Below are 15,806 nucleotides of genomic sequence, written 5' to 3'. Positions count from 1 at the left end.
AAAAAAAGTGAATTCCTAGGAATTAATTAATAATCAACTTTCTAAATGTTAAATTTAGAACAATTATGAATACTTTTAATTTAGGCATAAAAAAAGCTTCTCATAAATATGAGAAGCTCTTCAGTTTTTAAAAAACATCTTTATTTACTCAAATACATTTTACGACGTGAGTATAAATCATAAAATTGATCATCTCTTAAACTATCTATAAACAAAATACTTTCACCAGTACTCTTCATTTCTGGTCCTAGCTTCTTGTTTACGTTAGGGAACTTATTGAACGAAAACACAGGTTGTTTGATAGCAAAACCTTCTAATTGAGGATTGAAATCGAAATCTGTAACTTTCTTTTCTCCCAACATTACTTTCGTAGCATAATTTACATACGGCTCTTTATAAGCCTTTGCAATAAACGGTACCGTTCTCGATGCTCTTGGATTCGCTTCGATAATGAATACTTTATCATCTTTAATTGCAAACTGAATATTAATCAAACCTACAGTGTCTAATGCAAGTGCTATTGTTTTTGTATACTCTCTAATTTGCTCTAATACTAACTCACCTAAATTAAATGCTGGTAAGGTTGCGTTCGAATCTCCAGAGTGGATACCACATGGCTCAATATGCTCCATAATTCCAATGATGTATACGTTTTCACCATCACAAATAGCATCTGCTTCGGCTTCAATTGCACCTTCTAAATAATGATCTAATAATAATTTGTTATTAGGTATCTTTCTCAATAAATCTACAACATGCTCTAATAATTCATCTTTATTGATTACAATTTTCATTCCCTGACCTCCTAACACGTAAGAAGGACGAACTAAAATTGGGAAATCTAATTTATCAGCAAGCGCTAAAGCTTCATCAGCCGTTTCAGCAACACCAAATCTTGGATAAGGAATATTGTTATTCTTTAACAACGTTGAGAAACTACCTCTGTCTTCTGCTAAATCTAACGCCTTATAACTTGTTCCAATTATAGGAATTCCGTAGCGATCTAATTTTTCAGCCAATTTAAGAGCCGTTTGCCCTCCTAGTTGAACGATTACACCTTCAGGTTTTTCATGCTTTATTATATCATAAATATGTTCCCAAAAAACAGGTTCAAAATATAATTTATCTGCCGTATCAAAGTCTGTTGAAACCGTTTCAGGATTACAGTTAATCATAATAGTTTCGTAACCACATTCTGCAGCTGCCAAAACACCATGAACACAACAATAATCAAACTCGATTCCTTGACCAATTCTGTTTGGTCCCGAACCTAATACGATAATCTTCTTTTTGTCAGAAACAACGCTTTCATTTGCATGCATTTTCGCTCCATCTGCCGTTTCAATTTCGTTTTCGAAAGTTGAATAATAATATGGAGTTTTTGCTGTAAACTCAGCTGCACAAGTATCTACTAACTTGTACACACGATTTACATTAAGCTCTTCACGTTTTTTATAAACTTCACTCTCCAAACAACCAAGCATATGAGCTATCTGACGATCCCCGTATCCTTTCTGCTTAGCTTCTAATAATAGATCTCTCTGTAAAGTTTCAATCTTGAATGTTGAAATCTCTTTTTCTAATTCAAAAAGCTCTTCATATTGCTTTAAGAACCACATATCAATTCTTGTTATTTCATGTATTTTACTAAGAGGCATTCCAATTTGAATTGCATCGTAAATAGCAAATACTCTATCCCAAGAAGCAAACTTCAGTTTTTCTTTAATTTGACTGTAGTCTTTATACCCTTTTCCATCAGCTCCAATACCATTGCGCTTAATCTCTAAAGACTGAGTTGCTTTGTGCAATGCTTCTTGGAAAGAACGTCCAATTCCCATTACCTCACCTACAGCCTTCATTTGTAAACCTAAAGTTCGATCAGAACCTTCAAATTTATCAAAATTCCAACGTGGTATTTTTACGATCACATAATCCAATGTTGGCTCGAATAAAGCTGAAGTAGATTTTGTAATTTGATTATCTAATTCATCTAATGTATATCCTGTTGCTAGCTTCGCAGCAATTTTTGCAATTGGATACCCAGTAGCTTTTGATGCTAATGCTGAAGAACGAGAAACCCTTGGGTTAATCTCAATAGCAATAATATCTTCATTTTCGTCCGGTGATACTGCAAACTGAACATTACATCCTCCTGCGAATTCACCAATTGAACGCATCATTTTAATTGCCATGTCACGCATTTTCTGATACGTTTTATCAGAAAGTGTCATCGCTGGCGCTACGGTTATAGAATCTCCAGTATGGATTCCCATTGGATCCATATTTTCAATAGAACAAATAATAACTACGTTGTCATTATCATCACGTAATAATTCAAGTTCAAATTCTTTCCATCCCATCATGGCCTTATCGATCATCACCTCATGTATAGGAGATATCTCTAAACCTCTAGATAAAGCTTCTTCAAACTCATTTTCATCATAAACAATTGAAGCCCCTGCTCCTCCTAAAGTAAAAGATGCTCTAATACATAAAGGAAAACCAAATTCTTGAGCAATTTCCTTTCCTTTTAAAAATGAAGTAGCTGTTGCTTGAGGAGCCATTGGCACTCCTATTTTCTCCATTAATAATCGGAACTTGTCACGATCTTCTGTAATATTGATAGCATCAATATCAACTCCAATAATTTCAACTCCAAAATCTTTCCATATACCTTTTTCATCTGCTTCGATACAAAGGTTTAATGCAGTTTGTCCTCCCATTGTTGGTAAAACAGCATCAATTTGTGGGTGTTCTTTTAAAATTTGAACGATTGATTTTGTTGTTAATGGCAAAAGATATACATGGTCGGCCATTGACGGGTCTGTCATAATGGTCGCTGGATTGGAATTGATTAAGATAGTCTCAATTCCATCTTCACGTAATGATCTCAGCGCTTGTGATCCTGAATAGTCAAATTCACATGCTTGACCAATTACTATAGGTCCTGATCCAATAATTAAAATAGATTTAAGGTCTTGTCTTTTAGGCATTACTTATTGATTGTGTTATTGTACGTAAAATAAATTTTTCTTGGGTATAAAAAAAGGTGTTACTAATAAAAAGTAACACCTCTATATTAATGATATAAATATCATTATTTTTTAGGTCTTGCTTGTGATGAAACAGTCAATCTCTTTCTTCCTTTTGCTCTTCTTCTTGCTAATACTTTGCGCCCATTAGCAGAAGCCATTCTCTCTCTGAAACCGTGTTTGTTTCTTCTCTTACGTTTTGATGGTTGGTACGTTCTTTTACTCATTACAATATATCTTAAATGTCTTCTTTAATTAATTTGCTTTTGTTAAATTCCGTCTGCTAAAAGCGTGGGCAAATATACAACAGTTTTTTAGTCTAGCAAATCCATATTCCTTTTTTTTTGAAATTTTTCCTCCTTCAAAAAATTTCATCTTTTTGAACATTTTTTTTGCCGTGTTTGGTAGAGTTCTTACTTTTGCGCAAACCTAACAATACCATGAATAACACAAAATACGTTTTTGTAACTGGAGGCGTAACTTCATCCCTTGGAAAAGGAATTATAGCTGCTTCGTTAGCTAAATTAGTACAAGAAAGAGGATATTCAGTAACTATTCAAAAATTAGATCCATATATTAATATAGACCCTGGAACTTTGAATCCATATGAACATGGGGAATGTTATGTGACTGACGATGGTGCTGAAACAGATTTAGACTTAGGTCATTATGAACGTTTTTTAAATATTCCTACTTCTCAAGCAAATAACGTAACTACTGGTAGAATCTATCAATCAGTTATTAATAAAGAGCGTAAGGGAGAGTTTTTAGGAAAAACTGTTCAAGTAATTCCTCACATTACCGACGAAATTAAAAATCGTATTCAGATTTTAGGAAATACTGGAGATTATGACATTGTTATAACTGAAATAGGTGGAACAATAGGTGATATTGAGTCTTTACCTTATGTTGAAGCGGTAAGACAATTACAATGGGAACTTGGAGAGGAAAATGTTATTGTAATTCACTTAACACTCGTTCCTTATTTAGCGGCGGCTGGTGAATTAAAAACTAAACCTACACAGCACTCTGTAAAAATGTTAATGCAAAGTGGTGTAAGTCCTGATATTTTAGTGTGTCGTTCTGAATATGAAATAAACGATACTATCAAACGTAAATTAGCTTTATTTTGTAATGTTAAAAAGCAAGATGTTATTCAATCATTGGATGCAGAAACTATATACGATGTTCCAAATTTAATGTTTCAAGAGGGCTTAGATTATGTAGTTTTAGAAAAGTTGCGTTTATCTACCAGAAAACAACCGAAATTAAAGGCTTGGAATAAATTCGTTGAAAAACATAAAAACCCAACTTCAGAAATTGAAATTGGTTTAGTAGGTAAGTATGTCGAACTACATGACTCTTATAAATCTATTACAGAGGCATTTATTCATGCTGGAGCTGCAAACAAAACAAAAGTAAACGTTCGTTGGATACATTCTGAAGAACTAACTCCTGATAATGCGGCAGGTAAACTTGAAGGTTTAGACGGTGTTTTAGTTGCTCCTGGTTTTGGTGATCGAGGTATTGAGGGTAAAATTGCTGCAGTACAATACGTTCGTGAAAATAACATTCCTTTCTTAGGAATTTGTTTAGGAATGCAAATGGCTGTTATTGAATTTGCTCGTAATGTTTTAGGTCTAAGTGATGCCAATTCTATCGAAATGAACAGTAGTACTTCAAACCCAGTGATCAATTTAATGGAAGAACAAAAAAACGTTACTGAAAAAGGTGGTACAATGCGTTTGGGAGCTTGGGGTTGTCAATTAACTCAAGATTCAAAAGCTTTTGAAATTTACAAAGATGAATTAATTAGTGAACGTCATAGACATCGCTATGAGTTTAATAACTCTTATAAAGAAAAAATAGAAGCTGGAGGTATGAAAGCTACTGGTACCAACCCTAAAACAGGTCTTGTTGAGATTGTTGAAATCCCAACTCACCCTTGGTTTGTAGGGGTACAATATCATCCTGAATATAAAAGCACAGTATTAAATCCACATCCGTTATTTGTGAATTTCATTAAAGCTTCTTTAAAACAATCAAAAAAATAAATTAAAATCCTGCAATTGAAATTGCAGGATTTTTCATTTTTGGAATGGCCTTTGCGCTATTATAGAAATGTAAATTAATCATAACAAAACTGGCTAAATTGTTGACAGTTTTACTACATTTGTCGGGTTTTTCGATTAAGAAGAAAAACATAAACTGACAGGTTGACATTTATAAAACATATCAATGGAACAAAAAAAATTTGATTTAAATTCCTTTATTGGAATGCTTTTATTGGGAGGAATCCTTTTATGGTGGATGAATACTCAAAAACCAGAAGAAACTCCTGAATCTTCTACTGAAACGCAAACAGAACAAGTAACGACTCCTACTGCCTCTACTACTTCAAATGAAGCTAGTGCTGCTTTTGAAAACGACTCTTTAAAGCAAGTTGCTTTTCAAAATAAATTAGGTGCTTTTGCTTATAGTGGTTTAACGGGAAAAGAAGGTACTACAGTAATTGAAAATGATTTATTAAAACTTACTGTAAACAACAAAGGGGGACAAATTACTGAAGCTTTATTAAAAAAATACAAAACTCACGATTCTCTACCTCTTTACTTAATTAAAGATAAAAACGCTTCTTTCAATATTAATTTTGGTACAACCGATAATCGTACTTTAAATACGAACGATTTATTGTTTACTCCAACTTTAACGAAAAATGGAGATACAGAAGTACTTTCTATGAAGCTGAAGGTAGCTGAGGATAAATATTTAGAATATCGTTATGAAATAAAACCTAAAGATTACCGAGTAGGATTTGCTGTTAGGTCGCAAGGGTTAGGTAATGTTATTAATGGATCACAACAAGTGAACCTTGATTGGAAACTAAATGCTTATCGCCAAGAGAAAAGTTTAAAAACAGAAAATACCATGTATTCTTGGTATTATTATAAAGCCGATGGAGATGTTGATTATTTGCGTCCTGGTAATTCAGAAGTTTTAAATGATCTAAACTGGGTTTCATTTAAACAACACTTTTTCTCTTCTATTTTAACAAGTGAAACAGCGTTTAACAATGCCACTGTAACTTCAACTGACTTAGTTAAGGATGGAGATAAAAATGGAGTGTTCACCAAAGCTTACGAATTAAAAACTCCTTTAGCACTAACAAATGGGGAATTCAATTATAATATGGAATGGTTTTATGGGCCTACAGATTATAATTTATTAAAAACATTTAAAGGAACTGACTTAGATCAAACGGCCGACTTAGGCTGGGGTATTTTTGGTACGTTAAACCGTTATGTATTCTATCCAGTATTTAATGTATTAAAAGGTTTTGTTGGTAACTATGGACTTATTATTATTTTAATGACTATTGTTGTTAGAATATTATTATCTCCTGTTTTATACAAATCGTATTTATCAAGTGCTAAAATGAAAGTTATTCGTCCAGAGATGGAGGAAATTAACAAAAAGTACCCGGGAAATGAAAATGCCATGAAGCGTCAGCAAGAGATTATGGCGGTTCAGCGAAAAGCTGGAGTTAGTATGATGTCAGGTTGTATTCCCGCATTATTACAAATGCCTGTTTTCTTTGCTTTGTTTAAATTCTTTCCAACAAATATTGATTTCAGACAAAAGAACTTCTTATGGGCAAATGATTTATCTTCTTATGATATAATTTTCAAACTACCATTTGAAATTCCTTTTTATGGAGATCACGTGAGTTTATTTCCAATTTTGGCTTCTATTGCTATTTTCTTTTACATGAAAATGAATCAAAGTCAACAAGCAAACATGCAAGCTCCTGCGCAAGAAGGAATGCCTGACATGAGTAAAATGATGAAGTGGATGATTTACTTCTCTCCTATCATGATGCTGTTTTTCTTTAATAATTACGCGAGTGGATTAAGTTTATACTACTTTATTTCAAACTTACTTACGATTGCAATCATGTTCATTATTAAGAATTTTGTAATTGATGAAGCTAAGATTCATGCACAAATTGAAGAAAACAAAAAGAAGCCTGTTAAAAAGAGTAAGTTTCGTGAGCGTTTAGATACTGCTATGAAACAAGCTCAAGAACAACAAGCAGCTCAGAAAAAGAAAAAATAAGATTTAAGATCTTTTCTTTTATAAATTCAAAAACCATCTAAGTAAACTTAGATGGTTTTTTTCATTCTGGCTAATATTAAAAAAATCTATTGATTTAAATAATCGAGTGATAATTGATACATCGTTTTAACTCCTAAAATCAATCCACTTTCGTCGATTAAGAAATCGGGAGTATGATGCGGGTAAGGATTCTTGTCTTCCTTAGCTTTTCCTCCTAGGAAAAAATAAAACCCAGGCACTTCTTTTTGAAAAAAAGAAAAATCTTCAGCACCTGTTATTGCTTTCGTTAAAACTACATTTTCTTTTCCAGCTATCTTTTGTAAAGTTGGTAATGCCTTTTTCGTAAGTTCTACATCATTATATGTTATTGGATACCCTTTTTCTATGGAAATTGTGGCTTCTGCTCTATAGGCTTTTGCAATGGCTGGAACCATTTCATACATACGTTTATTAATTTTCTTTTGCATTTTATAATCTAATGTTCGTATGGTACCAATCATGGTTGCCGATTCAGGAATAATATTCGAACGTACTCCAGAATCTATTTTACCTACAGTGATTACTGCTCCTTCATTGGTCAAATCTACTTCACGACTAATAATAGTTTGCAATCCATCAATGATTTTTGCCGAAGCAACAATAGGGTCGATTCCTGTCCATGGGCGAGAACCATGTGATTGTTTTCCTTTTACATTAATTTTATAACTCTGAGAGGCCGCCATAATTCCTCTTGGTTTGTATCGAATTGTACCTACATCGAGTCCAGAAGAGATGTGTAAACCAAAAATAGCATCAACATCTGGGTTCTTCAAAACTCCTTCTTTTACCATTAGCTCTGCTCCTCCTTCTTCTCCTTCAGGTGCTCCTTCTTCCGCTGGTTGAAAGATGAATTTTACGGTACCATTTATTTTATCTTTATGCTTCGAAAGTAATTCCGCCACTCCCATTAAAATGGCAATGTGTGTATCATGCCCACAAGCATGCATTACACCAACTTCTTTTCCCAAGTATTCTGAAACTACTGTCGATTTAAATGTCAAATCATTTCGTTCTTTAACTGGTAAGGCATCTATATCTGCTCGTAAAGCCACCACTTTATCTCCACTCGGACCTTTTAACACCCCTACTACTCCTGTTTTAGCTACATTTTCTTGGGTATCTATTCCTAATGATTTTAAGTGCTTCGCAATGATTTTTGCCGTATTAAATTCCCTATTGGATAATTCAGGATTTTCATGAAAATGTCTTCGCCATTTAATAACTTTTGTTTCTATATCATTTAATTCTAAAGAAGACAATTCTTGGGTGAAGCCTAAAAAGTTCATTCCAAAACCCAAAACAGCCAATAAAAAAAGTTTCATATATTAATTCAATTTAATGTTTTCATTTTTTTAAGGAGAAAGATTCGAAAGACTTATAAAACAATGATTTATAAAACTTACGATTAGTATATTTAAAATATGTTAATTTCCCCCTGAAAGACGAAAGGTCTCTCACTCAAAATGCAGACAATTAATTCAATCATTGCTAATCAATTGAAAGCTAGTAAATTTAACATTTTTTTTTAATTATTAATGGTAGAATATTTTTCACTAATAAAAACACTCAAAAAACATGATCTATTTAGATTGAGCGAAGTCGAGATCTCATACTTTTTAATCTGAAATTACTTCTCGACCTCTTTGCTATTAATGTCATTTCAACTTTAGAAGAAATTTTAAGAATATGTATTCCCTTTTCTTCTAAGTTATTTTTCTTTTTCCATTGATGAAAAAGAAACAAACTCACCTTCTTAAAATAGGATACAAATTATACTTCTATGGTTTATCCTAGACTATTTAGATTTCTCTTTAATCCAATTGATTGCTAAATCCAAAAATTCTGATAATTGAGGAGAAGGTCCTTGGAAAGGATGTTTCGTATTTAACGTGTGAGTTCCTTTTTCTATCAAGCTTAATTCTGAATTAGATGTCTTCCATAAAAACTGATTTACTCCATGTTCATAAGGTATTGCTTCATCTTCTTTTCCATGGATGTAATAAAAAGGTGTTTTTATATCACCTAAAGCGGTTTCTACATTCCAATTGATACGAGCGTTTAAAACTTCAATTAGAAACTCGCTGCCTTGTGGTAATTCTTGTTTTGTTCTATTGTTTTTCTTGAAGAGAACTTTGTTCGTTTTCCATTGCTCTATGACTTCTTTTGTCCAAATATCAAGCTTTTTAACTGTTGCTAATAAAATAGCTCCCGCCACCGGTATATTTTGCTTTTCTAGTTCTAAAACACCAAACGTAGTAGGTATTCCTCCTAAGCTATGAGCTAAATGAACTATTTTCGCTTTTGGATATTTTGATGAAATAGCTTTATGAACTTCTATAAAATCTAACTTTTCAAGACGCATACAGTTCTTTTCATACTTCTCCAAATCATCAAATCGGTCTGCGTCACCAATCACTCCACCATGACTAAAGTTATAGCTAAATGACGAAATGTTATTCTTTAGTAATTCTTCTTGAATAAAAGGAAACATTCCATAATTATAAAAACCATTATGACCATTCGTTATGATAACTATTGTATCATTTACATGGCTTACTTTGATAATTCCTTCTATATCGCCATGTTTAAAGTTCAATTTTAATTTCATCGTTTGTTTACCTTTTTCAATGTTAGTTATAAGTCATACTAATAATATTCATGGCATTCGATTTTATGTAAGAATCTCTCCATACTCTAAAACAAATACTAAGATAAGAACTTGGAACAAAATCAGGTTGACAATCCCCTTCTTTATATTTCGTAATTGGATATATTAATAAAAAACAGTTCAAAACAATCTATTTTAACAACCTCTAAAAAACTTAATATCAAAGCCTTATTATCTTCACTTTTTATAGAGTCTTATAATTACGTTAAAAAATTAAAACACCTATAAAAAAGCACTATTTTCGGGCGCGAAAACCAACCCACCTTCAAGTATTTGACCAAATTTATTCTTGAAGGTACTTATAAAAACTTTAACTACTAATTGACTGAAAATGAAATTTTCAACCGAACCTCTAATCGCACTATTTCTAGTGTTATTCTCTTTTCAATATATAAGCGCTCAAATAGATGCTAACTCACTTTTTGCGCTCCCCAGAGCTACTAACACAGAAATGTTGGGAATAACCGCCCCGAATACTGGTAGTTTGTTATACAATACTGATGATAATAGTATTTATAAATTTAACGGTACCAATTGGTCTGCCATAGACGACACGGCGAAACTAAAGTCTATAATTTTAAACCGAGATGGTGGCTATAGCTTACCAAATGCAACAAATACCTATTACAACTTCCCTATTAATAATAGTCATGTTCAATATATCGATAACGATGTTTTTCAAGTGGTATCCAATGGAACCATTCGTGTTTTAAAAACTGGAATTTATATGATCTCGGCAGAATTATCGACATCAAACATGCCCGTGGGAAATACAAAATATATTATTGCTGCTTTTAGAAACAATAATTTAATAGCGTATTTAAACCGCGGTTCGGTTTCATTAACCAATCAAGATTGGTGGGGAAGTACAGGAGTTGTGATGTACAACCTCAATGCTAACGATCAAATTTCATTGCGATATGTTTTAAATGCCGGTGGAACACTTAATGGTAGATTGATAAATATTGGTATTACCAAAATGAATTGATGCAATTATAACTTAAAAAAACTACCTTAACTTTACCATTAAGATAGCTTCTTTTTTATTATTATTTGGCTTACTCTTACTCGCCACTATTTACAAACTGGCGGTAGCCATTACTTTGACATACTAGCGCCATTAGAAGAAGAATATTTGTAAAGTTTATTTTCTTCGGAAACAAAAATAAAATTATTAATTTCCCAAAAACCATTATTTTCTCCATGTATAATTTTAGCCTCAAATAATCCTGTTTTTGACAATTTATATCTAATAATACCTTTATAATTTCCTAAGTAAATCGTTTCCTTATTAATTTTTATGACCCTAGAAAATGGAGGTATTTTATTTTCGTATTTTAATATTCCCGTTTTCCCTGATAAGCAAAAAATTTCATCGTTAGATAAAACATAGACGTAATCATTAAAAAAAAGTATATCGTTGATTAATTTATTCTCATATTTATTTGACCAGCTTAATTCCAAATTTTCTTTATTATAAGAATTAACAATGTAATCATTATTCTTTTTTAAGGCGCAATAAATATTCGTATTACTAGATGTTAACCCTAAAAAATAATCACAATTTATTCTTTTCGATATAATTAATTGACCTGAATCTTTTTTCAATTTCAGAAGATTATTATGACTATAGCTCAGGCTATCACCTAATCCTAATACATATAAAAATTCGTCATCTGTAACAAATGAAGAGTTATTGGTCGTTCCACTATTCTTAAATGAATCTAGTTGATATTGAAGCTTATTACCATTTATTTTAAAACTGTATATTCCCTTTAACGAACTAGCTATTATTAAATCATCTTGATGTGCCAAATTAGTTGTTCTCCCAACAATCAAATCAGATAAACTACTAACAAGTCGACCATCATTATTGTTCAACTTCAAAACTGCCTTAGGACTTGTAAGGAATATTTCTTTTTCTATTTTTAAATGCGCTAAACTTGGCATGTTTAGCTCTTCTCCTTTATAAGACCATAAAACAGTGTCATTAATTAAATCTTCTTTATACACTTTACCTTTAAAATCTTGATAAACAATAGTATTGTTTTCAAAATCAATTATATTTGAAATATTTGACTTCAAATCAAAAATATCTTTGTTCAAATCTAAACTTTTTTCCGAACTACAAGAAATTAGAAAAATAAATAGAAGTATTGGGTTAAATTTATAGAGTCTTTTATCTAACATAAAAATTAAGCATGTAATTTATATATCTTTTATTTAATGTTCCCGTATTACGATTAATATACTTATCTCCTGAAATTGATATAGGCTTATGTGTATGCGGGTAAAGCATCAACATAGGTATATCTACTCTCAACTGCCAATCATTAACAATATCAATTATATCTCCCCCGCTCACGCTAGTCTCCAAGACTAGTGGCCAATATACATAATCAAAATTAACATATTATTGTATAAAACCTGGCTCATCAATTTCTAAAACGGTAAAATCATCTTGATAATTCCTTGCACTTGAATACTTCCAATCTTCCGGATTTATCACAAAACCACTCCTCACAGGATTATTATGTATATAATCTACTTTTTGTTTAATCACTTTTTCACTCCATAGCTCAATAGGTTTATTATGTTGTTGCCAAAATTGATAATGTGTTGTAGTAGCATTCTTTTTACCTGCTCGTTTGAACATCCTAAGTAACCATTCTTTTCTACTTTCTTGTGGATTATTCTCTATAACTTGTATTAGTTTTCTGGATGTATACTTTTTAAAATCTCTCAACAATTCCGATGGCTGATCATCTGCTGATCGGAAAATAAAATGGACATGATTTGACATAAAACAATAACAATATAGCTCCATTCCTTTATTTTCTCTACAATAACTTATGCTTTCAACCAAAATATCAAAGTAAACTTGTCTGGTAAATACATCTATCCAATTTACCGTAGCAAATGACACAAAATAAAGACCTGTTTTATTATGGAATTTGTAGTTTCTACTCATAGCTCCACTAAAATACAAAAAAACTACCTTACATTAGGTTGTAAAATAGCTTTTGTATTTATTGCTGTTTGGCTTACTCCTACTCGCCACTAGTTGCAAACTAGCGGTAGCCATTACTTTGACATACTAGCGCCATCAGGGGCGGTGTAAAGTAGTTTTTATATTTATTGCTGTTTGGCTCACTCTTACTCGCCACTAGTTGCAAACTAGCGGTAGCCATTACTTTGACATACTAGCGCCATCAGGGGGATTTTAGTTAACTATGTTGGACATCGGAAGTAGAATAACGACACTAAGAAAGAAGTTGAATCTTTCGCAAAGTGAACTTGCTAAAAAAGTAGAAGTGTCTCGCACTATTATTGGTAATTATGAACGTAATGAGAATACACCATCCATTGAAATACTTCTTAAAATAGCTAAAATATTTAATGTCTCGGTAGATTACTTAATTGGAGAAGGTTCTCTTTCATCTTATGATAAAGATGTCTTAAAACGTATTAATGACATTGAAGCTTTACCTAATGAAGATAAAAAACATATTTTTTACCTTATTGATAACCTTGTAAAAGCTGCTAAACTTAAAACTATCTAAAAACAAAAAACTACCTTACAATTTAATGTAAAGTAGCTTTTATATGTATTATTTGCTTACTCGTAGTAGGCACGGACTACAAGTCCGCGCGATCGGGTTTGCGTGAAGTAACTGTTATTGAAATTTATAAAATAGCACAACTCTTTAATTTAACTGTTGACCAAATTATTAACCTTGAAGATGATATGCCTAAAGCTATTGTATTAGAGAATAAGTCCGAAGATGAACGTTTTAAACTCATTAACCAGTTAGATGAAGAAGATAAAAGCACTGTTCTAAAAATCATTGATAAAATGCTTATCAATAAAAAATTTAAAGATTTCTTCGATAAAAATTTAGCATCACTTTAAACCAAAAAACTACCTCACAATTTAATGTAAAGTAGCTTTTTATATTTTTTACTATTTGGCTTACTCTTACTTGCCACTAGTTGCAAACTAGCGGTAGCCATCACTTTGACATACTAGCGCCATCAGGGGGAACCATTCCAAGATATATTTTTTTTATAAACTGTAATCCATTTAAAAAAAAACCATATACTCACAACATTATAAAGTTTATCTATTTTAGGTTTCTCATACATACCTATTAGTGAAGAATTAATAACCGTTTTTGATGCTATAATCTCTATTGAATAATTTGATTTCTCAAGATCATAAATTTTATCTCCACAAAATAAAGAAACATTATTATAACCTTTACTTTTAAAGATATCAATTATTGATTTATGTTCTTTTTCATCTAGCTTAAAATCATATAATATGACATCTATTGATTTATTTTCTAACTCAATCTCATGATTTTTTATTAAGTTTATTATTAAATTACGTTCTGCTAAATAAAAATAAGTTATTAAATATGATACAATTACTAATACTATAAAATATTTTTTCATTACTAAAAAAATTATTAAATTCAATATAACTTTAAAAACATATTTTTATTAAAAATGTTTCACATGTGGTTTTCTTGGCTTTAATTTATCATGAATGAAAGGGCCATTAACATGTAATAAATTAATACCTGGTGCATCAGGAACTCCAAACACTTTAAATAAACCTTTAGCCCCAAAAACCTGATTAACTTTTATCCCTTTTTTTAACCATAATGGTCCCATTGGACTTAAGTGCCACAGAATTTCATGAAAAATGGTTGAGCCTATATTAAATTCTGTAGGTCTATCTGTATAATCAGGTAAATTCCTATTCACTTTAAAATAATGATAATTATATGTTCCTCCATTGGTTTCTGCTAATGTTTTCCTACGATCTTCATATAATCCTTGTTCATTTGGTTTCTCCATAAAACCAGGAACTTTTGCTGCTTTATCAGTCGAAGGAGCTAATTCACCTGTTACCTCATATTCCGAGTTTAATATATCCATAAAAGAAGCCAGAACTAGTTGATCTTCCCAAGGCATATTTAAATCTGAAAGCATTTTTTTAAACTCTTTTGTTTTATTAAATACAAGAACGTATCCATTTTGGCCTTTCTGTTTATGTTGGGTGTATTGATACTCTTTAATAGTAACAGCATCAATAGTTAATCCTAATTCTGCTTTAAGTAAATTATTTATATTTTTTACTGCTCTTTCAGCTTGCGCTTTAGTAGGAAAAATTACTTTTCCTCCATTAGGATCAATCCCTGTAATTGGATTATTCCCCATTCCAAGATAAGGAGAACTAAATTGCCTCATTGGATCAGGATTCAACCACCTTCCAATTCTAGCATCCCATAAACGTAATTGAAATGCTTCCTTCCCAGTTTCAGAGTCTTTTTCTTGTCCTTGATAGGCATAACGATATGGCTCTCCATTTATGATTTGACGGTTAGGAATTGGCATCCCAAATGGATAGTAATCAGTTGAGCTACTACTTCCTGTTAACACTTGTCCACCTGAAGTTTTTCCAACCGTTGCTCGTACATTTCCTAGATGATCGGTAATTTGATAAACAGCACTTCCATCGTTTTTATTGTAAACACCTAATCTACTTGCTCCATAAATTGGTAATTCTTTTAATTGTTGGTTTTCATAAATGGCCATTACTGAACCTGAGGCATCTAAAACATAATCTGTTGTTTTGTCCAAAGAACCATCATTCTTATAACTCAGCTTCTTTGTTCTAAAACCTTTGTCGTTATAGAAAAACTCCACTCGAATTTTATTATTATAACGTACTTTGGTTACCAAACCGCTGGCATTATACTCATACTTTACATTCTCATCTACATTTTCAGTTAACTGACCAATACTGTTGTATTTGTAATTATCTGTTGTGGTTTGATTTTTAATATCATTTGCATGCGTATCTATTACTACACGATCTTCAACTCTTTGCAATTGGTTAGGTTTGTCTGCCTTGTAATGATAACTTAAGTCATCCATTA

13 protein-coding genes are annotated in these 15,806 nt (G+C 31.7%); 5 read left to right on the top strand and 8 right to left on the bottom strand.

The annotated features are described in order from the left end of the window. Window positions 1-140: 140 nt before the first annotated feature. Both carB and rpmH read right to left on the bottom strand, forming a co-directional pair. Window positions 141-2,993 (bottom strand): carbamoyl-phosphate synthase large subunit, encoded by a 2,853-nt coding sequence (gene carB, locus BLW23_RS01785; RefSeq protein WP_093667536.1) that lies wholly within the window; start codon window positions 2,991-2,993, stop codon window positions 141-143. Between the two features lie 104 nt (window positions 2,994-3,097). Continuing rightward, entirely contained in the window at window positions 3,098-3,259 is a 162-nt protein-coding gene (gene rpmH, locus BLW23_RS01780; protein WP_093667535.1) for a 50S ribosomal protein L34, read from the bottom strand. A gap of 213 nt (window positions 3,260-3,472) precedes the next feature. On the opposite strand from rpmH, the gene BLW23_RS01775 reads away from it, so the two are divergent. Both BLW23_RS01775 and yidC read left to right on the top strand, forming a co-directional pair. Beyond that, complete coding sequence (locus tag BLW23_RS01775) at window positions 3,473-5,086, top strand: CTP synthase (RefSeq protein WP_093667534.1); 1,614 nt, start codon at window positions 3,473-3,475, stop codon at window positions 5,084-5,086. Window positions 5,087-5,270: 184 nt separating this feature from the next. Beyond that, window positions 5,271-7,148, top strand: a complete 1,878-nt coding sequence (yidC, locus tag BLW23_RS01770) for a membrane protein insertase YidC (RefSeq protein ID WP_093667533.1) — start codon at window positions 5,271-5,273, stop codon at window positions 7,146-7,148. A gap of 86 nt (window positions 7,149-7,234) precedes the next feature. Here the strand turns inward: yidC and BLW23_RS01765 are convergent, their stop codons facing one another. Both BLW23_RS01765 and BLW23_RS01760 read right to left on the bottom strand, forming a co-directional pair. Beyond that, complete coding sequence (locus tag BLW23_RS01765) at window positions 7,235-8,473, bottom strand: amidohydrolase (protein ID WP_255362748.1); 1,239 nt, start codon at window positions 8,471-8,473, stop codon at window positions 7,235-7,237. 509 nt (window positions 8,474-8,982) lie between these two features. After that, window positions 8,983-9,795, bottom strand: coding sequence for an alpha/beta fold hydrolase (locus BLW23_RS01760; RefSeq protein WP_093667531.1), 813 nt, complete (start codon window positions 9,793-9,795; stop codon window positions 8,983-8,985). A 391-nt stretch (window positions 9,796-10,186) separates the two neighbouring features. Between BLW23_RS01760 and BLW23_RS01755 the strand changes: the two genes are divergently transcribed. Continuing rightward, a complete protein-coding gene (locus BLW23_RS01755) occupies window positions 10,187-10,843 on the top strand; it encodes a hypothetical protein (RefSeq protein ID WP_093667530.1) in 657 nt (218 codons plus the stop codon). Between the two features lie 110 nt (window positions 10,844-10,953). On the opposite strand, the gene BLW23_RS01750 is transcribed toward BLW23_RS01755, so the two are convergent. Further along, the gene (locus BLW23_RS01750) at window positions 10,954-11,961 is read right to left on the bottom strand and encodes a hypothetical protein (protein ID WP_143032081.1); all 1,008 of its coding nucleotides are present in this window, start codon (window positions 11,959-11,961) and stop codon (window positions 10,954-10,956) included. A gap of 307 nt (window positions 11,962-12,268) precedes the next feature. Next, window positions 12,269-12,826 carry an REP-associated tyrosine transposase gene (locus tag BLW23_RS01740; RefSeq protein WP_093667527.1) on the bottom strand — a complete coding sequence of 186 codons (558 nt, stop codon included), beginning with the start codon at window positions 12,824-12,826 and terminating at the stop codon, window positions 12,269-12,271. Window positions 12,827-13,088: 262 nt separating this feature from the next. Here BLW23_RS01740 and BLW23_RS01735 point away from each other — a divergent pair, with 262 nt between their 5' ends. Together BLW23_RS01735 and BLW23_RS01730 are read left to right on the top strand one after the other, a co-directional pair. Then, window positions 13,089-13,418 (top strand): helix-turn-helix domain-containing protein, encoded by a 330-nt coding sequence (locus BLW23_RS01735; RefSeq protein ID WP_093667526.1) that lies wholly within the window; start codon window positions 13,089-13,091, stop codon window positions 13,416-13,418. A 98-nt stretch (window positions 13,419-13,516) separates the two neighbouring features. Beyond that, entirely contained in the window at window positions 13,517-13,768 is a 252-nt protein-coding gene (locus BLW23_RS01730) for an XRE family transcriptional regulator (protein ID WP_218134036.1), read from the top strand. A gap of 122 nt (window positions 13,769-13,890) precedes the next feature. On the opposite strand, the gene BLW23_RS01725 is transcribed toward BLW23_RS01730, so the two are convergent. Next, window positions 13,891-14,313 carry a hypothetical protein gene (locus tag BLW23_RS01725; protein ID WP_093667525.1) on the bottom strand — a complete coding sequence of 141 codons (423 nt, stop codon included), beginning with the start codon at window positions 14,311-14,313 and terminating at the stop codon, window positions 13,891-13,893. Between the two features lie 48 nt (window positions 14,314-14,361). After that, entirely contained in the window at window positions 14,362-15,804 is a 1,443-nt protein-coding gene (locus tag BLW23_RS01720) for an RHS repeat domain-containing protein (RefSeq protein WP_093667524.1), read from the bottom strand. Between the last annotated feature and the right edge of the window lie 2 nt (window positions 15,805-15,806).

The organism is Tenacibaculum sp. MAR_2009_124 (assembly GCF_900105455.1).
GTDB lineage: Bacteria > Bacteroidota > Bacteroidia > Flavobacteriales > Flavobacteriaceae > Polaribacter.
Note: the sequence above shows the minus strand (reverse complement) of the source record. Positions and strands in the feature narration are given on the sequence as shown.